Raw genomic sequence first — 22687 nt, forward strand, 5'->3', positions numbered from 1 at the left:
GCGATTGCCGATCGCGACGTCCCGCCGGTTGCCGGGGGGATGTCCGGCGCGACCCGAAGGACGCGGCTTGATCATGACCCCCATCCCTCCGTTATGCTACATGAATGCGCAGCCCGCGGCGTTCTGCGGGTGGAAGCCGGCGCACGGGGTGGGTCCATGATGCACGACCCGGAGGAGGCCGAAACGACGGTCGACCTGACGAACTGCGCCGACGAGCCGATCCACGTCCCGGGCCGGATCCAGCCGCACGGGGTCCTGCTCGTGCTCGACGAGCCGGACCTCGTCGTCCGCCAGGCGAGCGCGAACGCCGGCATGCTGGGCGCGCCTTTGGACGCGGTGCTGGGCGCGCGTTTCGAGGCCCTGGTCGACCCCTCGGAGCGCGAGGAGGTGCGACGCTGGCTGCTCTCGGAAGACGTCCACGAGGCGAACCCGCGGCGGATCCGGATCGTCGCCGGGGGCGCGTCGGCGACGTTCGAGGGCCTGGCCCACCGCCACCGAGGGCCGCTCATCCTGGAGCTGGAGGATCGCCGCGAAGCCGGCGAGCCGACGACGCCGGACCTGGCGATCGCGGTGCGCCGGGTCATGACCCGCCTGGAGGCGGCGAAGTCGCTCCAGGAATTCTGCCGGGTCGCCGCGGTCGAGACCCGGGCCCTGACGGGCTTCGAGCGGGTGCTCGTCTATCGCTTCGACGAGGACTGGCACGGCCAGGTCTACGCCGAGGACAAGGCCGATTTCCTGACGCCGCTCATGCACCTGCACTTCCCCGCGTCGGACATCCCGGAGCAGGCGAGGCGGCTGTACAGCGTCAACCGGCTGCGGATGATCGCCGACTCCGACGCCGAGGCGGTCCCGCTCGTGCCCGCGCTCGACCCGGCGACGGGCCGTCCGCTCGACCTGAGCTTCGCCGGCCTCCGCGCGGTCTCGCCGATCCACATCCGCTACCTGAAGAACATGGGGACCAAGACCTCGATGTCGTTCTCGCTGATGCGGGACGGCCGGCTCTGGGGGCTCCTCGGGTGCATGAACTACAGCAAGCCGCTCTACCTCCCGCCGACGCTCCGCAGCGCCTGCGAGTTCCTCGCGGCGCTGGTCTCGGTCCAGCTCGCGGTGAAGGAGGACGGCGAGGGCAACGAATATCGCACGAAGCTCCAGCAGGTGCGCGAGCGCCTGCTCCAGCGGATGGCCGAGGAGACCGACCTGGCGCGCGCCCTGGTGGACGACGGCGGCGACCTCCTGGAGCTGACCGGGGCGCGCGGCGCGGCCGTGGTCCAGGAACGCACGTGCGAGACCCTGGGCGTCACGCCCGACAAGGACCAGGTCATGGCCCTGGTCGACTGGCTGCGGGCCCAGGCCGACGTCGACGTCTTCGCCACCGATTCTCTCCCCAGGATCTTCCCCGAGGCCCTGGCGTACAAGGACGCGGCCTGCGGGCTGGTCGCGGTCACGACCTCGCGGGCCCAGGGGCGCTACGTCCTCTGGTTCCGCCCCGAGGTCGTCCAGACCGTCGAATGGGCCGGCGACCCGAGCAAGCCCGTCGAGCCGGGGGGCTCGCTGAGCCCGCGGACGTCGTTCGACCTCTGGAAGGAGGAGGTGCACCTCAAGAGCCTCCCCTGGCACCCGGCCGAGGTCGCCGCCGCGCGGGCGCTCCGCGACGCGATCATCGCCGTGGTGGTCCGCCGCGCCGAGGAGCTGACCCGGCTGAACGCCGAGCTGGAGCGGAGCAACAACGACCTGGACGCCTTCGCGTTCACGACCTCGCACGACATGAAGGAGCCGCTCCGCGGCATCCACAACTACGCCACCTTCCTGATGGAAGACTACGGCGACCGGCTCGACGCCGAGGGGGTGTCGCGGCTGGAGAGCCTCGTCCGTCTCTCCCAGCGCATGGAGGACCTGGTCGAGTCGATGCTCCGCTACTCGCGGCTGGGGCGGGCCGATCTGGTCTACGAGGAGGTCGACCTGACCGAGCTGGTCGAGGAGGTGGTCGAGCTCCACCGGGTGATGCTCGGCGAGAACCACGTGAAGGTGACCGTGCCCCGGCCGCTTCCGACCGTCCGCTGCGACCGCGTGCAGGTGGGCCAGCTCCTGAGCAACCTGGTCACCAACGCGATCAAGTACAACGACAGGCCCGAGAGGTCGATCGAGATCGGCTGGCGCGAGCCCGCCGCGCCCGGGGGGCCGGCCGTGTTCTACGTGAAGGACGACGGCATCGGCATCCCCGAGAAGCACCACCAGAACGTCTTCCGGCTCTTCAAGCGGCTGCACGGCCGCGACAAGTTCGGCGGCGGCACCGGGGCCGGCCTGACGTTCAGCAAGAAGATCGTCGAGCGCCACGGGGGCGCCATCTGGATCGAGTCGACGCCCGACGAAGGCTCGACGTTCAACTTTACACTCACAGGCTGAGAAAGGGCCCGGGATGGATTCCAACCAGACGATCCTCGTCGTCGAGGACAGCGACGAGCAGTTCATGGCGGTCCTGCGCGCGTTCCACAAGTCCCAGATCGTCAACCCCGTCGCGCGCTGCACCGACGGCGACGAGGCCCTGGAATTCCTGTTTCGAACGGGCCGCTTCGCGGGCGAGGCCGAGACGCCGATGCCCGCGGTGATCCTGCTCGACCTGAACCTCCCCGGGACCGACGGCCGCGACGTGCTGGAGCGCATCAAGGCCGACGACGAGCTGCGGAAGATCCCGGTGGTGATCCTGACGACCTCGGAGAACCCCAGCGACATCCAGCTCTGCTACCGCGAGGGCGCGAGCAGCTACATCATCAAGCCGATCCGGTTCGACGACTTCCTGAAGAAGGTCCGGACGCTGAAGGAATACTGGTTCGAGACCGTGGCCCTGCCGACCGCCTCCGGCTGACGGGGGCGACGGGCCGCGACGAAGCGAGGATGATCCCCATGGGATGGCAAGAACGGCTCGTGTTGATCGTGGACGACAGCCCGGAGGACCGCGCCGCCATGCGCCGGTTCCTCCGGCAGGATCCCCGCGCGTCCTACCGATTCCTGGAGGAGTCGACGGGCGCGGAGGGCATGGCCATCGCCCGGTCGGCGGCGCTCGACTGCCTCTTGATCGACTTCTCGCTGCCCGACATGGACGGCCTGGAGTTCATCCGCCGGCTGACCGCCGAGACCGGCGGCGCGCCCTTCCCGATCGTCATGCTGACGGGCAAGGGGAGCGAGACCGTGGCCGTCCAGGCGCTCAAGTGCGGGGCCGAGGACTACGTCGTCAAGGGCCAGTTCGACGCCGCCTCGATCGCCGCGACCGTGGGCGACGCCATCGAGAAGTTCGCCCTCCGCCCCGGCCGGGAGCGCGAGAAGGTCGAGAAGGAGCGCGACCACCAGCAGGCCCAGGAGGCGATGCGGCTCAAGGAGCGGCTCGTCCTGCTGCTCGACGACTCGCCCGAGGACCGCGAGGCGGCGCGCCGCTTCCTCTCCCGCGACCCCCAGCGCTCCTACCGGTTCCTGGAGGCGGGCACCGGCGAGGAGGGCCTGGGCATCTGCCAGGCCGCCGGCCTCGACTGCGTGCTGCTCGACTACTCGCTGCCCGACATGGACGGCCTGGAGTTCCTGCAAGAGCTGACGACCGGCACCGCCGTCACCCCGTTCCCCGTGGTGATGATGACCGGCCGCGGCGACGAGTCGATCGCCGTGCAGGCCCTCAAGGCGGGCGCGCAGGACTACCTCATCAAGGGCCGGTTCGACGACGAGACGCTCCGCCGCACGGTCGACAACGCCATCGCCAGCGTCGTCGACCGCCGCGCCGTCGAACGCCAGCGGATCCGCCTGCTGGAGCGGCTGGAGCGCGAGGCCCGGATGCGGGCCGACGAGCTGGCCGAGATGGACCGCCGCAAGAACGAGTTCCTGGCCATGCTCGCCCACGAGCTGCGCAACCCCCTGGCGCCGATCCGCAGCGCCCTGCACCTGATGTCGCTGCCCGGCGTCGACGGCGAGACGGTCGAGCGGGCCCGCGCCATGGCCCAGCGCCAGGTGGCGCAGCTCGCCCGCCTGGTGGACGACCTGCTGGAGGTCTCGCGGATCACCCGGGGCAAGATCCAGCTCTGCATCGAGGACGTCGACCTGGCGGGGGTGATGACCCGGGTCGCCGAGGCCGTCCGGCCGATCATGGAGCAGCACGACCACGCGCTCGAGGTCGCGCCGCCGGCCGAGCCGATCGTCCTGGCGGCCGACGCGGCGCGGCTGGAGCAGATCCTCGTCAACCTGCTGAACAACGCCGCCAAGTACACCGAGCACGGCGGCCGCATCTGGCTGACCGCCGAACGCGAGGGCGAGCGGGCCGCGATCCGGGTCCGCGACAACGGGATCGGCATCGCCCGCGAGATGCTGCCCCTGGTCTTCGACATGTTCGCCCAGGTCGACCGCTCGCTCGACCGCGCCCAGGGGGGGCTGGGGATCGGCCTGACCCTGGTGCGCACGCTCGCCGAGCTGCACGGCGGGTCGGTCGACGTCGAGAGCGCCGGGCTGGGGCAGGGGAGCGAGTTCACGGTGCGGCTGCCGATCGCCAAGGCCGGCGAGCGTCCCGCCCGCCTGCTCCCCCGGACCGAGCCCCTCGGCGACGGCGTCGCCGGGGCGTCGGGCCGGCCGCTGCGGATCCTGGTCGTCGAAGACCACACCGAGGGCGCCGAGATCCTGGCGACCTTGCTCGACCACTGGGGCCACCACGTCGAGGTCGTCTCGGACGGCGTCAAGGCGCTCGACGCCGTCGCCGCCGACGCGCCCGAGCTGATCCTGATGGACCTGGGCCTGCCCGGCATGGACGGCTTCGAGGTCGCCCGCCGCGTCCGCGAGCGCCACGGCGAGCGCAGCCCGTTCCTGATCGCCCTGACCGGATACGGCCAGGAGGAGGCCCGCCGCCGGTCGAGCGAGGTCGGCTTCGACCTGCACCTCGTCAAGCCCGTCGACCCCAAGGAGCTGAGCCGCCTGCTCACCGAGGTCGAATTCGCGGGCGACGGGACGGCGCACCGGGGTGACGGCCGTCCCGAGGGGTTATAATCGACGGGTCGCCGCGCAGGGGGTCGTGCGGCCCCTCATCGCGCGACGTCCCAGGCCGCGCGCCTGGCCCCCCCGGACGGCCCCCGCCGCAAGGCGACGGCCGGGCCGCCCGAGCCCTCCCCATGGAAAGCCGGGATGACGTCATGAATCGTCGTTTCTTCGCGATCGCGGCCGCCTCGCTGCTCGCCGCGCCGATCGGCCGGGCCGAAGAGGCCCCGGGCGTGGGCCTCCGTTCCCTCAAGGGGAACCAGGCCACCGTCGCGCCTCTCGCCGGGACGCCCACGGGCGTGCGCATCACCTTCCACCCCGCCGAGTGGCCCAACGCCAAGATCGACGCCCCCGAGGGCCGTCCCTGGGACTGGCGCTCCACCGGGACGCTCCTGCTGGACGTCAAGAACCCCGGCGGCGAGGCCGTCGAGTTCGGCGTGCGCGTCGACGACGACCCGGCGGCCGACGGCGTCCACCATTGCCGGAGCGCCACCGGCCGGCTCGACGCCGGCGAGTCGGCCGTCTTCTCGATCGCGCTCGCGAAGGAGGGCCCGATGGCCCTCGGCATGCGGGGGCTCCCCGGCGCGCGCGGCGAGCGCAGCCTCTCCGCCGGCGGCGACGACGAGCTGAACCTCGGCCACGTCGTCGCCGCCCAGATCTTCGTCCACGCGCCCAAGGGCGACCGGACGCTCGACATCCGCTCGGCCCGGCTCGCCGGGGCCGCCGCGATCGCGGGGATCATCGACGAGTTCGGCCAGTTCACCGGCGACGACTGGCCCGGCAAGGTCCATTCCGAGGCCGACCTGAGGGCCCGCCACAAGGCCGACCTGGCCGACGTCGAGGCCCACCCCGCGCCGGCCGACCGCGACGCCTACGGCGGCTGGAAGTCGGGCCCGAAGGAGAAGGCCACGGGCTTCTTCCGGACCGCGAAGCGCGACGGCAAGTGGTGGTTCGTCGACCCCGAGGGCGCCCTCTTCTTCTCGCTCGGCGTCGACTGCGTGACGGCCGGCGACCACGCCACGATCGTCACCGGCCGCGAGACGATGTTCACCTGGCTCCCGAAGCAGGGGGAGCCGCTGGCCCGCTGCTACGGCCGGGTCTTCAACGTGCACTCCGGCCCCGTGAAGAAGGGCGAGACGTTCAGCTTCTACAACGCCAACCTCAACCGGGTCTACGGGCCCGAGACCTTCGAGCCCTGGGCCGACGCGTCGCTCAAGCGGCTGGCCTCGTGGGGCTTCAACACCATCGGCAACTGGTCGGACCGGCGGTTCGCGGGCATGAACCGGATGCCCTACGTCGCGACCCTGGGGATCTACGGCGACTTCGCCACGATCTCCAGCGGCTCCGACTACTGGGGACGGATGCGCGACCCCTTCGACCCCAGGTTCGTCGAGGCCGTGCGGAAGAGCGTCGAGGAGGGCGTGAAGGGGATCAAGGGCGACCCCTGGTGCCTGGGCTACTACGTCGACAACGAGCTGAGCTGGGGCGGCGGCGGCGACCGCGGCCGGATCGGCCTGGCCCTGGGCGCGCTCGACTCCCCCGCGTCCTCGCCGGCCAAGCGGGCGCTCCTCGATCGCCTGCAGAAGCAGTACGGCGACGTCGCCCGTCTGAACGCCGCCTGGAAGACGAGCCTCGCGGACTGGAAGGCCCTCGAAGCCCCGTGGAAGCCCTCGGCCGAGGCCGGCTCGTGGACGACCGCCTTCCACGACGACCTCCGCGGCTTCGTCAAGGAGATCGCCCGGACCTACTTCAGGACGATCCGCGACGAGCTGAAGAAGGCCGACCCGGAGCACCTCTACATGGGCTGCCGGTTCGCCTGGAAGACGCCCGAGGCGATCGCGGCGGCCGGCGAGACCTGCGACGTCGTCAGCTTCAACATCTACGAGCGGAAGGTCGACCCCAAGGAGTGGGCCGTCCTCGACGCGATCGACAAGCCCGCGATCATCGGCGAATTCCACTTCGGGGCGCTCGACCGGGGGATGTTCCACACCGGGCTGGTGCCGACGTCGAGCCAGGAGGAGCGCGCGGCGACCTACGCCGGCTACGTGGGGAGCGTGCTGGACCACCCGTCGTTCATCGGCTGCCACTGGTTCCAGTTCGTCGACGAGCCGACGACCGGCCGCTCGTACGACGGCGAGAACTACAACATCGGCTTCCTCAACGTCGCCGACCTCGCCTATCCCGAGCTGGTCGCCGCCGCCCGCGCGATCCACGCGCAGGCGTATCCGCGGCGCTCGGGCGCGAAGTAACCCCCACCCTCCCGGAGCGCCCCGCGCCATGATCGAGACGATCCGGCACGCCCGCTACACGAGCCCGATCGGCGAGCTCCTGCTCGCGACGAAGGGCGATCGCCTGTGCGGCCTGCACATGATCGACGACCCGTCCGACCCCCGGCTCGCCGCGGCCGGGGGCGGGGACGCGTTCCTCGACGAGATCCGCCAGCAGCTCGACGCCTATTTCGAGGGCCGTTCGCGGGGCTTCCAGACGCCGCTCTTGCAGGACGGCACGGCCTTCCAGCGGAAGGTCTGGGCCGAGCTGGCGAAGGTGCCGTACGGCGAGACGATCTCGTACGCCGAGCTGGCCCGCCGGGTCGGCGACCCGAAGGCGTCGCGCGCGGTCGGCGGCGCCAACGGGCGGAACCCGATCGCGGTCATCGTCCCCTGCCACCGCGTGATCGCCGCCGACGGCCGCCTCGGCGGCTTCGGCGGCGGCCTCGACCGCAAGCTCTGGCTGCTCCAGCACGAGGCCCACGTCGTCGGCCGCGAGGCCCCGGCCCTCTGGACCTCCCGGTAGAATTCCGGCGCGACTCCGGTCGTCGACGCCGGCGCACCTTGAAGGCCCCCCCCCTCCCGAGGCCCCTCATGACATCCCACCTGCCGAGAATCCTCACCCCTTGCCTCCTGGCCGCGGTCCTCCTCGCGGCCCCGACCGCCCGGGCGCAGACGCCCGACCCGCGGCAGAAGGAGGAGCGGACCTCCTTCCAGACCGGGGCCCCCTGGGACGCCGGGCTCCAGCTCCCGGCCGACGTCGCCATGGTCTACGGCATCGGCAAGGACATGCCCGACCGCGTCCGCCAGTGGAAGGAACGCGGCTACATCGTCCACCTCATGACGGGCGTCTCGTGGGGCCAGTATCAGGACTACCTCTACGGCCGGTTCGACGGCAAGAACCACGTCGACGAGGCCCAGATGGACCGCAACGGCAAGGTCATCTCGCACGGCGGCGACGTCTACTACATGTGCCCCGGCCCCACCTACGGGACCTACCTGGCGCAGAACGTCCTCCGGGCGATCGACGCCGGGGTCGAGGCGATCCACCTGGAAGAGCCCGAGTTCTGGGCCCGCGCCGGCTACGGCGAGGGCTTCAAGCGCGCCTGGCGCGAGCACTACAAGGAGGAGTGGCTCCCGCCCCACGAGTCGGCCGACGCCCAGTACCGCGCCTCGAAGCTCAAGTACGTCCTCTACCGCGACGCCCTCCAGCAGATCTTCGACGCCGTCAAGAAGCGCAACGCCGAGACCGGCAAGCACGTCAAGTGCTACGTCCCCACCCACAGCCTGGTGAACTACGCGCTGTGGAACATCGTCAGCCCCGAGTCGAGCCTGCTGACGGTCGGCGCCGACGGCTTCATCGCCCAGGTCTGGACCGGCACGGCGCGGTCGCAGAACGTCTACGAGGGGAAGGCCGCCGAGCGCACCTTCCAGACGGCCTTCTTCGAGTACGGCTCGATGACCGCGGCCACCCGCGGCAGCAACGGCCGGCTCTGGTTCCTCCACGACCCGATCGAGGACGACCCCAACCACGCCTGGGACGACTACAAGTCCAACTGGGAATGCACGGTCATCGGCTCGCTCTTCTGGCCCGAGACGACCCGCTATGAGGTCGCGCCCTGGCCCGAGCGGATCTTCCACGGCAAGTACCCCGCCCCCGGCACGCCCCCCGCGCCTCGCCTCTTCGGCCGTCGCCGCCGCGACGACCCCAACCGCATCCCGATCCCGGCCGACTACGCGACCGAGCTGATGACGGTGATGAACGCCCTCAACGACATGGATCAGCCCGACCTCGCGTGGGAGTCCGGCACCCGCGGGATCGGCCTGGTCGTCTCCGACGCCCTGATGTTCCAGCGCGAGGGATTCAAGCCGTCGGACCCGCACCTCGGCAACTTCTTCGGCCTGGCCCTGCCGTGCATCCAGCGCGGGATCCCCGCCGAGCCGGTGCAGCTCGAGAACCTGCGGACGACCGCCGACCTCGGCCGCTACAAGGTCCTGATGATGACGTACGAGGGCATGAAGCCCATGACCGACGCCGCCGACAAGGTGCTGGCGGAGTGGGTCAAGGCGGGCGGCGTCCTGCTGTTCGTCGACGACGACAAGGACCCGTACAACGGCATCCGCTCGTGGTGGAACGCCCCCGGCGGCCCCGGCTACGCCACGCCCCGCCAGGCCCTCTTCGAGGCCCTCGGCGTCGGCCGCGACGCGAAACCCGGGAGCCACCCCGTCGGCTCCGGAACGCTCATCTGGGCCGAGGCCAGCCCGGCCGGATTCAGCCACCAGCGCGAGGGCGCGACCGAGGTCCGCAAGCTGATCGAGCAGGCCTGCGGCGCGGCGAAGCTCGCCTACCACGAGACCAACCACCTGGTCCTCCGCCGCGGCCCGTACGTCGTCGCCGCCGGCCTCGACTCCGCTCCCGGCGAGTCGCCCTACATCCTCGGCGGGCGGTTCGTCGACCTGTTCGACGCCGGCCTGAAGGTCATCCAGACGGTCAAACTCGACCCGACGCGGCGGTCGCTGCTGCTCGACCTCGACCGCGTCCCCGCGAAGGGCCCGCGCGTCCTCGCCGCCGCCTGCCGCGTGACCGACGAGGCCCCGAAGGGCGAGGGCCTCTCCTTCTTCGCCCGCGGCCCGAAGGAGATCACCGCCTCCGTCCGCGTCGCCCTCCCGCACGCGCCGAAGGCCGTCGCCGTCGCCGGCAAGCCCCTCGACGCCGGATCCCAGACCTGGGACGAAGCCTCGAAGACGCTCCTCCTGCGCTTCCCCAACTCGGCCGACGCCGTGCAGGTGACGATCGAGTGACGCGGTCTCTCAAGCGGAATGAATCCCTTCTCCCCCCGGGAGGAGGTGCCGTGCGGCGGCGGATGAGGGTCGTCGGGGTGTCGAGGGAGTTCGGATCTCGGCGAGCATCGGCGACCTCGAAACCTCATGACCCTCATCCGGCCGTCCCGGCCACGTTCTCCCGGGGGAGAAGGACGCTTCGCCAGCCCTTTTCACCGCTTGGTCTTCGGCGCGAGGGCGTCGAGGCGGTCCAGGATCTCGTCGAGCTTCTCCTCGACGCGACGGAGACGGCGCTCCACAGTCGGAGACGCCGAGATCTGAGCCGCGGGCGCGGGAGTCGGTAGGGCGGTGGGGGCCCCCATCGGGGGCGGCGTGGATCCGGCGGCGGCCGCCGGTTGGAGGCTGGTCGGGGCGAATCTGCTGTGGTCGATCACCTCGCCGCCGTTGCGGGTGATCAGGGCCGAGAGGAACGCTCGCCGAATGGGCTGTTTCGGCAGGTGCTGGACGGAGCCGTCGGCCATCCCCAGCGTGTAGCCCCTCGGGTCGCTGTCCTCCAGGGCGGGAAGCTCGTCGCCGACGGCGAGCAGTTCGCCCGGCCGGGTCCACTCGATGGCGTCCTCGACCACGAGAACCATGGCGGTGTTGGACGTCCCGTCGGTCACCTCGGTCATCGACACCCCGCGCCCGGTGGGCGGCGGTTCCGGCTGCGCGGGGGCTGGCGCGGCATCGCCCAGAGGGGCGGCCGCCGCCCCGCCGGGGGTCCCCGCGATCCCGACGGGCCCCCTGCCGGCCGCACCGTCATCCGAGTAGAGAGCCACCCCGCCCCCGAGGCCGGCCGTCGGGGCCGACGTTGCGGCCTGGGTTCCCGGCGGTCCGAACATCGCCCCCTGGCTGGAGACGCCTCGGAAGCGCGTCTCGCCGGGCGGCGCGGGGATGCCCGGGGTGTCGAACACGGCCGGCATCCGCGCCAGCAGCGGGCCGTTGTGCGGGCTGTTCCAGGGCTCGTTCAGGCGGAACTGGTTGTAGAGGTCGCCGGCTTCGAGATAGGGGAGCAGGGCCACCCGCCAGCTCAGCAGCGGCCGGCCGTCGGCCCCGCGGATCGCCGCCGGGGGGAAGCATTCGTTGGTCGAATAGTAGTTGTGGAGGGCGAGCAGGATGCGCTTCAGGTTCGCCTCCGACGGCGAGGCCGCGGCGGTCGGCCTCGCCGTCGTTTTCGCCTCGTCCTGCAGCGCCTCGGGCGGATTCGGGGGCCAGGCGGTGGCGGTGAGGGTCAACAGGCAGAGGCCGCCGGCGAGGGCCAGGCCGGTGAGGATCGGTTTCGCGAGCATGGTCGGTGCGACTCCCTGGGTCAGGGCCGCGACGGAGGCCGGGATCGCGGCCTTCGCCGTGGTCGCCGCCAGGGTCGCGCGGAGGAGCGTGAAGGACACAGGAGACGCGAACGACTCGACCGACGACGCCGCCACCAGGGCCGCCGCGGGCGCGACCCCACGCTTGACCAACCGGCCGCGCAGGGCCTCTCTCGCACGCGAGAGGCGGCTCTTGACGGTGCCGACGGGGCAGGCGAGGCGTCGCGACGCCTCCTGTTCGGAGGCCCCGCCGAGCAGGCAGACGACCAGCACGTCACGCTGGGCGGACGGCAGCCGGGCCAGCTCGGCGTCGAGGATCGGCAGGACGTCGGACCACTCGGACCGGTGGTCGTCCCGGGCCGGGAGGTCGTCGGTCAGCGGCCGACCCCTGCGCCGGAAGGCGCGGGCTCGGGCCCTTGAGGCGACGCGGGTGGCGACGCCGTAGAGCCACGGCCCGAGGCGGTCGGGGTCGCGGAGCCGATCGCCCTTGCGAGCCAGGACGAGGAAGGTCGCCTGGAAGGCGTCGTCCGCGTCGTGGGGATCGCGCAGGAGCCGCCGGCAAACGCCCCGGACCATCGGCCCGTGGCGCGTCACCAGCGTCTCGAAGGCGGCCTCGTCGCGCCCCGCCTGGAACCGCTCCAGCAGGTCGCCGTCGCCCGGGGGCTCGACGCCCTGGCGCAGGAGGCGGTCCAGGTCGTGAACGATCAAGCCCCGGTCGCCCTTGCCCATCGTCGGCCCCCGTCGGTCGTTTCGCGTCTACCGAGGTACTGCCGGGTTCCCGCCTCCAGGTTCCATCGATTTCGCGAATACCGACCGAGCGAGCCCGGGCTCAGCCCAGCGCGTCGGCCGGGTGGGTCCAGGGGGCGCGGTAGGGGCCCTTGAGGAGCCTGGTCGCCTCGTCGTCGCCGACGACGATCCGCTTCGCGGGGTCGTAGACCACGGGGCGTTTGAGCTGCATGGCCAGGTTCGCCAGCAGGCACGACGAGGTCGAGATGTGGCCCTGCTCGATGTCGGCGATCGGTCGCGAGCGGTCGGCGATCGAGGCCAGGAAGTTCCGCATGTGCAGCCGCGTGGCGGGGGCGGCGTTCAGCTCGATCTCGGGCTCGCTCACGTCCTCGGGGTACTTCTCGCGCTCGAAGACGCACTCGAAGTGGAGCGGCTTCCCCTCGCCCTGGGGGATGAAGTCGGCCCGCATCGTGCTGGCCTTCAGCGTCCCCTTCTCGCCGTAGATCATCAGGGCCCAGGGGTAGTCGGCGTCGGGCGACGTGCCCCAGGTGCGGTGCTGCCAGACCACGTCGAACTCGGGGTACTCGAAGGTCGCGGCCTGGGTGTCGGTGATGTTCGACTTGCCGGCCTTCTGCACCAGGATCCCGCCCGTCGAGCTGATCTTCTGGGGCCAGCCCAGGCCGAGCATCCAGCGCGCGGTGTCGAGCATGTGCACGCACATGTCGCCGGTGATGCCGCTGCCGTACTCGTTGAAGGTCCGCCACCAGCGGACGTGCGGCAGGCCGTCGTAGGGCCGCAGCGGGGCGGGGCCGGTCCACATCTCGTAGTCGAAGAAGTCGGGGACGGCCGTGACCGGCGGGTCGCCGTTGGCGCGCATGTGGTAGTAGCAGCAGACCTCGACGTGACCGACCTTGCCGAGCAGGCCGGCGTCGACGACCTGCTTCTTGGCCTCGATCAGGTGCGGCGTGCTCTTGCGCTGGGTGCCCACCTGGACGACTCGATTGTGCTTGCGCGCCGCGGCCACCATCGCCTCGCCTTCCAGGACGTCGTGGCTGATGGGCTTCTGGACGTAGACGTCGGCGCCCGACTCGACGGCGGCGATCATCGCCAGGGCGTGCCAGTGGTCGGGCGTGGCGACCAGGACGATGTCGAGGTCCTTCTCCTTGAGCATCTCGCGGTAGTCGCCGTAGGTCCTCGGCGTCTTCTTCGAGGGCTGCCGCTGGGCGACCATCTCGGCCGCGTGGGCGACCTGGTTCTTGTCGGGGTCGCAGAGCGAGACGACCTCGATCGGCGCGACCTGATTGAGCCGGAAGAGGTCCGACTTGCCGTACCAGCCGCAGCCGATCAGGCCGACGCGGCGCGTCTTCTCGTCGGCCGCCCCGCGCGTGTAGCCCCCGAGCATCGAGGTCGTCAGTCCCGCCGCGCCGATCTTCAGCGCGTCCCGGCGATTGGTCATCGTGTGGTCCTCGGCAGAAGAGTGGCCGTCGCGAGTCGGCGGACGGCGGACTCTCCGAGGATCGCACACGACCGACCCCCGTTCAACCCGAGCGGGCCGAAGGCGTGCCGATCCGGCCGGCCGCGCGGCCGGCCGCCTCCTCGCCGCCGCGGATGCACATCGGCACGCCCACGCCGCGCAGCCAGTTGCCGGCCAACTCCAGGCCTTCGAGCGAGCCGACCCGCTCCTCGATCGCCGCGATCCGCTCCAGGTGGCCCACCTCGTACTGGGGCATCACCTCGCGCCACCGCGAGACGATCGAAAGCTCCGGCCCGCCCCGGACGCCCAGCAGCGAGGCCAGCTCCGACGAGGCGATCCGCACCAGCTCGGCGTCGTCGGCGTCGACCAGGTCGGGACGCTTCGCCCCCCCCATGAAGACGCGGATCAGGACCGACCCCTCGGGGGCGCGGCCGGCGAACTTCACGCTCGAAAAACTCCCCGAGAGGATCGCCCGGTCCTCCGCATAGGGGACGACGAAGCCGAAGCCGTCGAGCGGGTGCGCGATCTGCTCGCGGCGAAAACCCAGCGAGACGATCACGCTCGACGTCGACGCGATCCCGCCCAGCGATTTCGCCGCCTCGGGGTCGACGTCCCGCATCAGCCCGGCCGTCGCCTTCGCGGATGTGGCCAAAACGACGGCCCGCGCGGCGATCGTCTCGTCGCCCGCGTCGAGCCGCCAGCCGTCGCCGTCGCGCCTCAGCCCGCGCGCCGGCGAGTTCGTCCGCAGAGCGCCGGCGGGCAGCCGCGCGACGAGGGCCTCGACCAACTCCGACATCCCCGCCTCCAGGCCGACGAACAGCCCGTAGCGGGCGCCCGAGCCGCCGGCGTTCTGGCCCCCCTTCGCCCCGGCGGCGCGCATGGCCTTGATCAGGCTCCCCTCGCGCTGCTCCATCTCCAGGAACCGGGGCATGGTCGCCTTGACGCTCAGGCGCTCGGGGTCGCCGGTGTACATCCCGCCGACCAGGGGCTGGATCAGGCGCTCGTAGGCCTCGCGGCCGAACCGCCGGCGGGCGAACGAGGCCAGGCTCTCGTCCGAGCCGTCGCCGCGCGGGAGGAAGCGTTCCATCGCCAGCCGGAGCTTGCCGGAGACGCTGAGGATCCGGGTCCGGACCATCGGCCCGATCTTCGACGGGGCCATGATGATCAGGCCGTCCGGGATCGGCTCCAGCCGCCCTGCGCGGACCACGAACGACCGCCGATGCCGTTCGTCGGTCTGGATCAGGCGGTCTTCGAGGCCCAGCCGACGGCAGAGGTCGACGCCGCCCGGGACGTTGGTGATGAAGCTGTCGGCGCTCGTCTCGACGAGGTAGCCGTCGCGGCGGATCGTCCCCAGCACGCCGCCGGGCCGCTCGCCGGCCTCCAGCACCGCCACGCTCAGCGCGGGGTCGATCTCGCGGAGGCGGTTCGCCGCCGCCAGGCCGGTGATCCCGCCTCCCACCACCGCCACGTCCACGTCCACGACCGTCTCGTCCCGCATCGTCGCCTCGCCGTCGCGCCGCGCCGGGCGGGACGCTCCTTGAGCGCCGGGCCGGGCTCGGCTAGAGTCGGATCAGAGACATCCAGTATACCGAGGTCCTCCGCCCGGCGCAGGCCGAGGCGGGGACGCCCCCTCCATGAGCCATCCCCACGCCCCCGCGACGTCTGCGGGCGGCCCGCCCCCCGACTGGGCCCGTCGCCGCAATTTCGACTCCAGCCCGCTGATCGCCTTCTACGAGATCACCCGGGCCTGCGACCTCGTCTGCCTCCACTGCCGGGCCTGCGCCCAGGCGCACGCCGACCCGGCCGAGCTGGACACCGCGGCCTCGCTGCGGCTGATCGACCAGCTCGCGAGCTTCCCCGAGCCGCCGTTACTGGTCTTCACCGGCGGCGACCCCCTCAAGCGGGCCGACCTGTTCGAGCTGATCCGCCACGCGAACGGGATCGGCCTCCAGACGGCCATCACGCCCTCGCCGACGCCCCTGGTCACGGCCGACGCCATCCGCCGCCTGAAAGCAGCCGGCATCGGCCGGATGGCCGTGTCGCTCGACGGCGTCGACGCCCCGACCCACGACGCCGTCCGGGGCGTCGCCGGCTCGTTCGCCATGACCCAGACGATCATGGACGACGCCCGCGAGGCCGGCGTCCCGGTGCAGGTCAACACCACGCTCACGCCGGGGACCTTCGGCCAGCTCGAGGCGATCGCCGACCTGCTGGAAGCCCGCGGCATCGCCCTCTGGTCGCTCTTCCTGATCATCCCCGTCGGCCGCGCCACGGCCGACCTGCGGCTCGACGCCGAGCGCTATGAACAGGCCTTCGCCCGCCTCTGGAAGTTATCGCGTCAGCATTCGTTCATGATCAAGACGACCGAGGGGATGCACTACCGCCGCTACGTCCTCCAGCGCCGGAAGGAGTCGGGCGGGGCCGAGCCGATGCGGCTCTCGGCCCGGGGCTGGAACGGCGGGCTGCCGGGCGTCAACGACGGCCGCGGCATCCTGTTCGTCAGCCACGCCGGCCTGATCCACCCCAGCGGCTTCCTGCCCCTGACCTGCGGCATGTTCCCGTTCAACGACGTCGTCGACGTCTACCAGCGCTCGCCCATCTTCCGCCGGCTCCGCGACGCCGACTCGTTCGGCGGCAAGTGCGGCGTCTGCGAGTACCGCCACATCTGCGGCGGCAGCCGCGCCCGCGCCTTCGCCGTCACCGGCGACCCCTACGCCGCCGAGCCCGACTGCCTCCACATCCCCCGCGCCTGGGACGAAGCCCACGCCGTCGTCCCGCAGCTCGTCGATTGACTTCGCCCGGCTTCGCTTCGGCTTCGACTCGGCTTTCTTCGCGCGCACGACAGAGATCTTATTTTAACGCAAACCCTTGACGCCAATACGTTTGGTTTGGTTTCGGGCCGCCGTGAATTGGCTTCGTTGGTCGATTTTTTTCTGAAATCGCAATTCCTCGGCGTCTCCCCGCGTTCGTCGGCCGGTGGATCTGGGAGTCCGTCTCAGATTAAGAGTGGGCCATGTTCGTCGAATAGGTACGCAAGGGCTCGCGGATGGACGGGCACCCGACCGTCCGTCGCCCCGAATCATCCTGGAGCCGACATGACCACGCCGAAATGCCCGAAGTGCGCGAAGCCGATGGACGAGGGGTTCACCCTCGACCACACCCACGGCGGCCAGACCGCGGCGCAGTGGGTGGAAGGCCCGCCGCAATACTCGTTCTGGACGGGTCTCAAGATCAGCGGCCGGGAGAAGCGGCCGATCACGACGTACTGCTGCCCCCGGTGCGGCTTCCTCGAATCCTACGCGAAGCCGAGCGAAGACGCGGCCGGTTAAGGCCGGCCGCATCGACGCACGACGGCCTTTCCCCCCGCGCGGGGGAAGGCGTCGGAACGACCACTGCGCGGTCGGCCGGCGTCAGTACGTCCGGCCCAGCTTCGCCACGATGGCGCGGCGGACTTCCAGGGGGTCGATGCCGCCGGAGTGGCGGTAGACGACCTCGCCGCCGGGGGCGAGGATGATGGTGTAAGGGACGGGGCCGGGCCACTTGGCGTCGAGGGCCTCGGCGAAGGCGTCGCGGTCGGGGGAGTTGAGGATGTAGTTGGTCGCGGCGACGTGCTTGTCCTTGAGCATCGCCAGCGCCTCGGCCTTCTTGGCGGGGTCGTCGAGGCTGATCGTGACCAGGCGGAAGTTGCGGCCGCGGTACATCCGGTTCATCGTGACCAGCTCGGGAAGCTCCTGCACGCAGGGGCCGCACCAGGTCGCCCAGACGTTGACCACGGTGAACTTGTCGGTCTCGTTCTTCGCGAGCTTGGCCACGCCGTCCAGCTCGATCGGCTCGATCGTCACGGGCTCGGCGTCCCACTTCGCCAGCGACTTCGCCGCGTCGGCCTGCTTGTCGGCCCACTTGGTCGAGCAGCCGAAGACGCGGGTGATCGGCGTCGCGACGGGCGTGCCGGCGAGCACGGCGTCGACGGCGGCGATCGTGTCATGCGACTTGGGAGGCTTGACCTCGCCGTCGTCGAACCGGCCGTGGTAGCGGAGCTTGCGGTCGGCGTCGAAGACGAAGACGTGCGGCGTCGCGAGCGCGCCGTAGGCCCTGGCGACGGCCTGGGTCTCGCCGTCGAACAGGTAGGGATACGAGTACTTGTGGTCGCGGGCCCGGATCTTCATATCCTCGAACGAGTCGCCGAGGTCGGTGTAGCCCAGCTCGTCGAGGCGGACGGCCTTCGGGTCGTTGGGCGAGATGGCCACCACGGCCGCGCCCTTCGCCTTGTAGTCCTCGTACAGCTTCTCCATCCGCGCCTCGTAGGCCTGGGCGGTCGGACAATGGTTGCAGGTGAAGACGACCACCAGCGCCTTGGCGTCGGCGTAGTCCTTCAGCGCGTGGTTCTTGCCGTCGACCCCGGGGAGGTTGAAGTCCGGCGCCGACGCGCCGATGGCCAGCGGCTTCAGGTCGGGCGGGTCGGCGACGGCCCGGGCGCCGGAGCAGGTCAGGAGGCCGAGGACGAGCGGGACGAGCGTCGATTTCATGGCGAGGCGCTCCGGGGGCGTCGTGGCGTCGGTCGCTTCCGCGAGTCGTTCCGAACCGAACCCGCAAGTTGGTAGTCTGACCGACCCGCGGGCGGGCGACAAGACGTCGCCGCGGCGTTCAGGGGTGGGGGCGAGGGTAGGGCATCGGGACCGGGAATCCGGCGGGCGCGGGGTTCTGACGGAACGCCGCCGGCGAGCCCTGCAGGTCGCGATACGGCCCACGCGGCCCGCCGATCGGGGCGAGGCGGACGTTGAGAGGCTCGCGCGCCACGACGCTCCGGGCCGAGACGGCGCCGCCGAGGAAGATCCCCTCGGCCGCGGCGGCGGCCAGCAGCTCGCGATGCACCACCGCGCCGACCTTGCGGGCCTCCGTCGGGCCTTGCTCGCGCGCCAGATCGACGGCCCTCACGACCACCTCGTAGGCCGGGTACTCCCGCCGCATCATGCCGACCCAGGCCTCGACGGCCGGCGTGAAATCGCCTTTGCGGACGTCGTAGACCTGGTACTGGAAGGTGGCGATCGGCTGATCGCGTCGGAACCAGGCGACGACCTGGAAGTCCGCCCGCCTCGCCTCGGCCGCCGCCGGCGGCTGGCCGGCGAGGGCGAGCGGAGTCGCGATCGCCGCCAGGACGATCCAGCCGCAAGCTCGGGTCGCGCGTCGCATGAACGGGCCCTCCCCCGAGGACCATCTTACGACGGCGGGACCTCAGTAGCGCGCCGGATTCTCGCCGACGTCGATGATGCTGCACGCCTGGATCACGTCGAGGCCCAGCTCCTCGGCCCGCTCGAGCAGCGCGGGGGATTCGGCGCCGGGATTGATCCAGACCTCGTCGGCCGGCCGGCCGGCGAGCTGGTCGAGGATGCGGATCCCGACCGCGGGAGGTACGTAGAAGGAGACCCGGTCCAGGGGACCCTCCGGGATCGACGCCAGGTCGGGATAGGCGGGCAGGCCCTCGATCTCGTCGAGCGTCGGGTTGACCGGGAAGACCTCCCAACCCTGCGCGACGAAGGCGCGGACGGCCTTGTTGCCGAACTTCGAGCGGTCCTGGCTGGCGCCGACGATGGCGATCCTCGGTCGTGGTGCGGTCATGGCGGGGGCTCCGGCCGGCGAGGGGCCTTTCCTGGGTCGACGAACGAGACGCGGCGCGTCGACGCCGCGCCGCGATGGTCCTCGCATGAGGACATTGTACGGACGTCTGCGAAGCGTGCGCCGAAACGCATGAAGGGATCGACGAAGCCGGGACCTCGCGACCCGCTCGGCGTCGCGCCGGGATCGGTCGGACCAAATCTCACCACGATCTCTCATACCGGACCGGGGTATGACCGGTCCCGTCGCCGATCGAGATTCGCCACCAGCGTCGCGAGACGGGGAAACGGCAGACGACCCTGGCGACCCGATCCCTCGCGACGCCGCCGGGGAGGCCATAGTCGTGCAGGACGATCCCCTCGCCCTCGAACGCCCAGCGCGAGGCCAACACGCTCATCCGCCCATCCTTCGAGATGACTTCCTGGAAATACGTCCCGTCCGCGGTCAGGGTCATGCGATCCGCCTCGGGCGCCTCGGCCACGTAGACGCCCGGCAGCTCGGCCTGCTCCACGGCCGCGAAGGCCGACGTCAACACGGCCAGGCCGGCGAAGTAGCACGCGACCGAGATCGCGACCAGGGTGAGCAGCCGGACGGCCTGGCGATGCGCAGGCCGCGACGGGACCCGCGGTCCTGGCGGCGAATCGGCCATGACGCCCCACCTCTCGCTTCTCGACGCGCTCCGTCGCCCGCGACGGGGCGAAAATCGACGCTGACGTGATTTCGAGGAGTTTGCATAATTGGGGTCGATGGATCAAGTCCTCGCTGCGCGGGGCCGCTCGACGCACCGCGAGCGACGCCGAGACGGCCGGCCGGAGGAGTCACCATGCTCGAAGACCTGGACCGGGTCGATTGGGCCCGGCTGACGCACGCGTACGGCCCGGCGGGAGATCTCCCGGCGAAGATCCGAGGACTGGCCTCGCCCGACCCGAAGGCTCGCGAGTCGAGTCGCAACGGGTTGTTCGCCACCATCTTCCACCAGGGGACGCGCTATCGGGCCAGCGCCCCGGCGGTCCCGTTCCTGTTCGAGGTCCTGGAGGCCCCCGAGACGCCGGAGCGGGACCAGCTCATCGACCTTCTCGTGCACCTGGCGGTCGGCTATCCGGAGGGCCACCTCCCCGCGGGCTTCGACCCGTCCCGGGCGTTCCCGGAGATCGACGAGCTAGGGGCCGAGGACGACCTCGACGCCGTCCGGTCCGCCGAGCCGAGCGAGGAGGACGAGTACGAGGCCGGCCGCGGGGCGCTTTGGGCGCGGGACGCCTACCGGGCGGTGCTGGCCCGGCTCGACGTCTTCCGACGAGTCGCGGACGATGACGATGAGAAGGTCCGGAAAGCCGCGGTGAGGGCCCTGGCCTGGTTCCCCGAAGCCGCCGCGGAATCCGCCGCGCTCGTCCGCCGGATCGCCCGCGACCGGCCCGAGCCCGGGGAGACGGCCGACGCCGTCTCTTGCCTGGGGATCCTGGATCGCTCGCTCTCCGACCGCTCCGACGTCCCCTGGCTCCAGGACCGATTGGCGCCCGAAACCCCCTTCGTCGTCCGGGTCGCGGCGGCCCACTCGCTGGCCCTGATCCTGGGGAAGGCGCTCCCTCCCGAGGCGCTCGACGTGCTGCTCGACGCGATCACGGATCCGCGCGGCGGCGAGGCCGAGGGACGCGACGCGGCGTGGCACATGGCGGGGCTCGTCGCCCAGATCTGCGGCGTGATCGACCTCCTCGACCTGGAGCCGACCGAGCCCGTGGTGGCCGCGCTCTGCAAGGCGACGGAGGCCGCGACCATGTGGCCGTCGATGAGCCTCTGGGACACGCTCTTGAATCGCGTCTTCCCGGACGGACAGATGGTCCGGTTCGTCCCCGACCCCAGCGTGGCGGCCGGCCAGCGCCCGGCCTTCCGCGATCCCAGGGAATTCACCGCCGTCCAGCGGCGGGCCGTCGAGGCCGTCATCCGCAGCCCCTACTGGACTCCCACGCCGAACGGCTTCGGCGCCCTGGAAGAGATCCTCTGGGGCCACGCCCTGCCGAACTCGCGGGAGAAGCTGCAGGCCCTGCTCGACGAGGCCTGACGAGTGAGCCCCGGCGGTCGGCTTCGATGGAGTCGGGGCCTCGTCGCAAGCGTGAATCAGACGGCTTTCGGCTGGGCCCGCAGCCACAGGCAGTAACCGAGCGTCACCGCGACTCCCGTCAAGACCGCGCCGCACCCGACCGCCACGGCCACTGGGATCGGGGCGAACATGAACACTCCGGCGTAAACGAGCCCGCTCAGCACCATGGCCCACCCGCCCACCCGCGTGGCCTGGCGGACGTAGGCGCTCGGGACCACGGCCTTGGGCATCCGGTTGCCGTACCAGGCGATCATCAGCCCGTTGATGCCGACGACCAACCGCGTGACCGTGTCGCCGTCTAGATAGCCCAGCTGGCGTGCCAGGGTCGCCCCCAACGCCAGAGCGAGAATGCCGCCGGCCCAGGCAAGGCCGGCCATCGGTTCCTTGATCATCGTGTCGTCTCCTTCTTAAGCTCCGGCGCCTCCGCGCCCAGGCCGAACGAATGGACGAAACCCAGCAACACCTCTTCGAGCACCGAGAGCTTCAGGTGATAGATGACGGACTTGCCGACCTTCTCGGCGTGCACCAGGTCGGCCTCCTTCAGCACCGCAAAGTGCGCCGACATCGTCGGCTTGGAGAAGCCGAACTGGTCGCTGAGCTCGCCCGCGCTCATCGGCCCCTTACGCAGGAGCTGCAGCACGCGGCGACGCGTCGGATCGGAGAGGGCTTTGAAGACCTGGCTCATGATTCGATAATGAGCTAATCGACGAAACGTGTCAAGGGCGGGGGCGTTCGATTTTGGTGGCAACGGCGCAGGGTGAAGCCCTGAAGCGGGATTTCCGCATTCGTCGATCGCGGCCCATGGTCTCTATGGGGATTCGGAATCGGAGGGGGCGGGGGGGCGACCTGGAGAACGCGACGAGGCCATGGATTTCGAGAAAAAAACGAGCGAACGGAGCCGATCCCGGAGGCGGTTTTTGGGATGTTAAAACCTGTTTACCGAAAGCCTTGCGTCCGATGGGTTCGTTGAACGGCCGCCGCGAACGGAGCCAGAGCGAACCCAGGTCGCGGCGTCGTCATTCCGGGTCGTGGCGGTGATAGAACGCCTTGGCCTCGTCGACGGTGTCGAAGACGTCCCAGAAGTCGTCCATCTGCATCTCGTCGACGAGGCGGCGGATGGCCGGGCTGGGGCGGGCGAGGACGACGTCGCCGCCGCGCTTGCGGATGGTTCGGGTGATGGTCATCAGCAGCCCGAGGAAGGCCGCGCCCGTCTCGTGGACGCTGTTCATCTCCATGATGAACGCGCGCTCGCCCAGGTCGAGCCGGTCCTGGACGTCGAGGGCCGCGTCGACGTGCTTGGGGTCGTTCATGAGCCGGCCGAAGTTGCTCAGGATCGTCACGTCGTCGTCGAGCCGGATGTTGAGGGCCATGGGCGCGAGCCTCC

General features: G+C 71.0%; 19 protein-coding genes. 9 read left to right on the top strand and 10 right to left on the bottom strand.

Annotated features, from left to right (window positions below):
* The first annotated feature begins 156 nt into the window (after positions 1-156).
* The 6 genes from PZE19_RS24965 to PZE19_RS24990 all read left to right on the top strand — a co-directional run bounded on the left by PZE19_RS24965 (position 157) and on the right by PZE19_RS24990 (position 10070).
* Positions 157-2403, top strand: coding sequence for an ATP-binding protein (locus PZE19_RS24965; RefSeq protein WP_277863323.1), 2247 nt, complete (start codon positions 157-159; stop codon positions 2401-2403).
* 13 nt (positions 2404-2416) lie between these two features.
* Positions 2417-2863, top strand: coding sequence for a response regulator (locus tag PZE19_RS24970; RefSeq protein WP_277863324.1), 447 nt, complete (start codon positions 2417-2419; stop codon positions 2861-2863).
* 38 nt (positions 2864-2901) lie between these two features.
* Positions 2902-5013 (top strand): hybrid sensor histidine kinase/response regulator, encoded by a 2112-nt coding sequence (locus PZE19_RS24975; RefSeq protein WP_277863325.1) that lies wholly within the window; start codon positions 2902-2904, stop codon positions 5011-5013.
* 143 nt (positions 5014-5156) lie between these two features.
* The gene (locus PZE19_RS24980) at positions 5157-7250 is read left to right on the top strand and encodes a hypothetical protein (protein ID WP_277863326.1); all 2094 of its coding nucleotides are present in this window, start codon (positions 5157-5159) and stop codon (positions 7248-7250) included.
* Positions 7251-7278: 28 nt separating this feature from the next.
* Entirely contained in the window at positions 7279-7794 is a 516-nt protein-coding gene (locus PZE19_RS24985; protein ID WP_277863327.1) for a methylated-DNA--[protein]-cysteine S-methyltransferase, read from the top strand.
* 68 nt (positions 7795-7862) lie between these two features.
* Positions 7863-10070: a type 1 glutamine amidotransferase family protein gene (locus tag PZE19_RS24990; protein WP_277863328.1), complete on the top strand. Its 2208-nt coding sequence runs from the start codon at positions 7863-7865 to the stop codon at positions 10068-10070.
* A 191-nt stretch (positions 10071-10261) separates the two neighbouring features.
* On the opposite strand, the gene PZE19_RS24995 is transcribed toward PZE19_RS24990, so the two are convergent.
* The 3 genes from PZE19_RS24995 to hemG form a co-directional block, all read right to left on the bottom strand.
* On the bottom strand, positions 10262-12124 hold the full coding sequence (locus PZE19_RS24995) for a sigma-70 family RNA polymerase sigma factor (protein WP_277863329.1): 1863 nt from the start codon (positions 12122-12124) through the stop codon (positions 10262-10264).
* Positions 12125-12224: 100 nt separating this feature from the next.
* Positions 12225-13577, bottom strand: a complete 1353-nt coding sequence (locus tag PZE19_RS25000; RefSeq protein WP_277863330.1) for a Gfo/Idh/MocA family protein — start codon at positions 13575-13577, stop codon at positions 12225-12227.
* Positions 13578-13659: 82 nt separating this feature from the next.
* On the bottom strand, positions 13660-15093 hold the full coding sequence (hemG, locus tag PZE19_RS25005; RefSeq protein ID WP_277863331.1) for a protoporphyrinogen oxidase: 1434 nt from the start codon (positions 15091-15093) through the stop codon (positions 13660-13662).
* A 136-nt stretch (positions 15094-15229) separates the two neighbouring features.
* Here hemG and PZE19_RS25010 point away from each other — a divergent pair, with 136 nt between their 5' ends.
* Together PZE19_RS25010 and PZE19_RS25015 are read left to right on the top strand one after the other, a co-directional pair.
* The gene (locus tag PZE19_RS25010; RefSeq protein ID WP_277863332.1) at positions 15230-16387 is read left to right on the top strand and encodes a TIGR04053 family radical SAM/SPASM domain-containing protein; all 1158 of its coding nucleotides are present in this window, start codon (positions 15230-15232) and stop codon (positions 16385-16387) included.
* Positions 16388-16690: 303 nt separating this feature from the next.
* Entirely contained in the window at positions 16691-16924 is a 234-nt protein-coding gene (locus PZE19_RS25015) for a PF20097 family protein (protein WP_277863333.1), read from the top strand.
* Positions 16925-17005: 81 nt separating this feature from the next.
* Here the strand turns inward: PZE19_RS25015 and PZE19_RS25020 are convergent, their stop codons facing one another.
* From PZE19_RS25020 to PZE19_RS25035, 4 genes are all read right to left on the bottom strand, one after another.
* Entirely contained in the window at positions 17006-18121 is a 1116-nt protein-coding gene (locus tag PZE19_RS25020) for a redoxin domain-containing protein (RefSeq protein ID WP_277863334.1), read from the bottom strand.
* 118 nt (positions 18122-18239) lie between these two features.
* On the bottom strand, positions 18240-18785 hold the full coding sequence (locus PZE19_RS25025) for a hypothetical protein (protein ID WP_277863335.1): 546 nt from the start codon (positions 18783-18785) through the stop codon (positions 18240-18242).
* Between the two features lie 42 nt (positions 18786-18827).
* Positions 18828-19211, bottom strand: coding sequence for a CoA-binding protein (locus tag PZE19_RS25030; RefSeq protein WP_277863336.1), 384 nt, complete (start codon positions 19209-19211; stop codon positions 18828-18830).
* Between the two features lie 199 nt (positions 19212-19410).
* Complete coding sequence (locus PZE19_RS25035) at positions 19411-19857, bottom strand: hypothetical protein (protein ID WP_277863337.1); 447 nt, start codon at positions 19855-19857, stop codon at positions 19411-19413.
* A 174-nt stretch (positions 19858-20031) separates the two neighbouring features.
* Here PZE19_RS25035 and PZE19_RS25040 point away from each other — a divergent pair, with 174 nt between their 5' ends.
* A complete protein-coding gene (locus PZE19_RS25040) occupies positions 20032-21264 on the top strand; it encodes a hypothetical protein (protein ID WP_277863338.1) in 1233 nt (410 codons plus the stop codon).
* 56 nt (positions 21265-21320) lie between these two features.
* Here the strand turns inward: PZE19_RS25040 and PZE19_RS25045 are convergent, their stop codons facing one another.
* From PZE19_RS25045 to PZE19_RS25055, 3 genes are all read right to left on the bottom strand, one after another.
* Positions 21321-21695 carry an ammonium transporter gene (locus PZE19_RS25045; protein WP_277863339.1) on the bottom strand — a complete coding sequence of 125 codons (375 nt, stop codon included), beginning with the start codon at positions 21693-21695 and terminating at the stop codon, positions 21321-21323.
* Positions 21692-21988, bottom strand: a complete 297-nt coding sequence (locus PZE19_RS25050; protein ID WP_277863340.1) for an autorepressor SdpR family transcription factor — start codon at positions 21986-21988, stop codon at positions 21692-21694. Before PZE19_RS25050 ends, PZE19_RS25045 begins: the two co-directional genes overlap by 4 nt.
* 331 nt (positions 21989-22319) lie before the next feature.
* Positions 22320-22673: an STAS domain-containing protein gene (locus PZE19_RS25055; RefSeq protein ID WP_277863341.1), complete on the bottom strand. Its 354-nt coding sequence runs from the start codon at positions 22671-22673 to the stop codon at positions 22320-22322.
* Positions 22674-22687 lie beyond the last annotated feature (14 nt).

Source organism: Paludisphaera mucosa (genome assembly GCF_029589435.1).
Classification (GTDB): Bacteria; Planctomycetota; Planctomycetia; order Isosphaerales; family Isosphaeraceae; genus Paludisphaera; species Paludisphaera mucosa.

Coding starts and splice junctions, on each gene's coding strand:
- PZE19_RS24965 (WP_277863323.1), top strand. CDS start 157: ATGATGCACGACCCGGAGGAGGCCGAAACGACGGTCGACCTGACGAAC.
- PZE19_RS24970 (WP_277863324.1), top strand. CDS start 2,417: ATGGATTCCAACCAGACGATCCTCGTCGTCGAGGACAGCGACGAGCAG.
- PZE19_RS24975 (WP_277863325.1), top strand. CDS start 2,902: ATGGGATGGCAAGAACGGCTCGTGTTGATCGTGGACGACAGCCCGGAG.
- PZE19_RS24980 (WP_277863326.1), top strand. CDS start 5,157: ATGAATCGTCGTTTCTTCGCGATCGCGGCCGCCTCGCTGCTCGCCGCG.
- PZE19_RS24985 (WP_277863327.1), top strand. CDS start 7,279: ATGATCGAGACGATCCGGCACGCCCGCTACACGAGCCCGATCGGCGAG.
- PZE19_RS24990 (WP_277863328.1), top strand. CDS start 7,863: ATGACATCCCACCTGCCGAGAATCCTCACCCCTTGCCTCCTGGCCGCG.
- PZE19_RS24995 (WP_277863329.1), bottom strand. CDS start 12,124: ATGGGCAAGGGCGACCGGGGCTTGATCGTTCACGACCTGGACCGCCTC.
- PZE19_RS25000 (WP_277863330.1), bottom strand. CDS start 13,577: ATGACCAATCGCCGGGACGCGCTGAAGATCGGCGCGGCGGGACTGACG.
- hemG (WP_277863331.1), bottom strand. CDS start 15,093: ATGCGGGACGAGACGGTCGTGGACGTGGACGTGGCGGTGGTGGGAGGC.
- PZE19_RS25010 (WP_277863332.1), top strand. CDS start 15,230: ATGAGCCATCCCCACGCCCCCGCGACGTCTGCGGGCGGCCCGCCCCCC.
- PZE19_RS25015 (WP_277863333.1), top strand. CDS start 16,691: ATGACCACGCCGAAATGCCCGAAGTGCGCGAAGCCGATGGACGAGGGG.
- PZE19_RS25020 (WP_277863334.1), bottom strand. CDS start 18,121: ATGAAATCGACGCTCGTCCCGCTCGTCCTCGGCCTCCTGACCTGCTCC.
- PZE19_RS25025 (WP_277863335.1), bottom strand. CDS start 18,785: ATGCGACGCGCGACCCGAGCTTGCGGCTGGATCGTCCTGGCGGCGATC.
- PZE19_RS25030 (WP_277863336.1), bottom strand. CDS start 19,211: ATGACCGCACCACGACCGAGGATCGCCATCGTCGGCGCCAGCCAGGAC.
- PZE19_RS25035 (WP_277863337.1), bottom strand. CDS start 19,857: ATGGCCGATTCGCCGCCAGGACCGCGGGTCCCGTCGCGGCCTGCGCAT.
- PZE19_RS25040 (WP_277863338.1), top strand. CDS start 20,032: ATGCTCGAAGACCTGGACCGGGTCGATTGGGCCCGGCTGACGCACGCG.
- PZE19_RS25045 (WP_277863339.1), bottom strand. CDS start 21,695: ATGATCAAGGAACCGATGGCCGGCCTTGCCTGGGCCGGCGGCATTCTC.
- PZE19_RS25050 (WP_277863340.1), bottom strand. CDS start 21,988: ATGAGCCAGGTCTTCAAAGCCCTCTCCGATCCGACGCGTCGCCGCGTG.
- PZE19_RS25055 (WP_277863341.1), bottom strand. CDS start 22,673: ATGGCCCTCAACATCCGGCTCGACGACGACGTGACGATCCTGAGCAAC.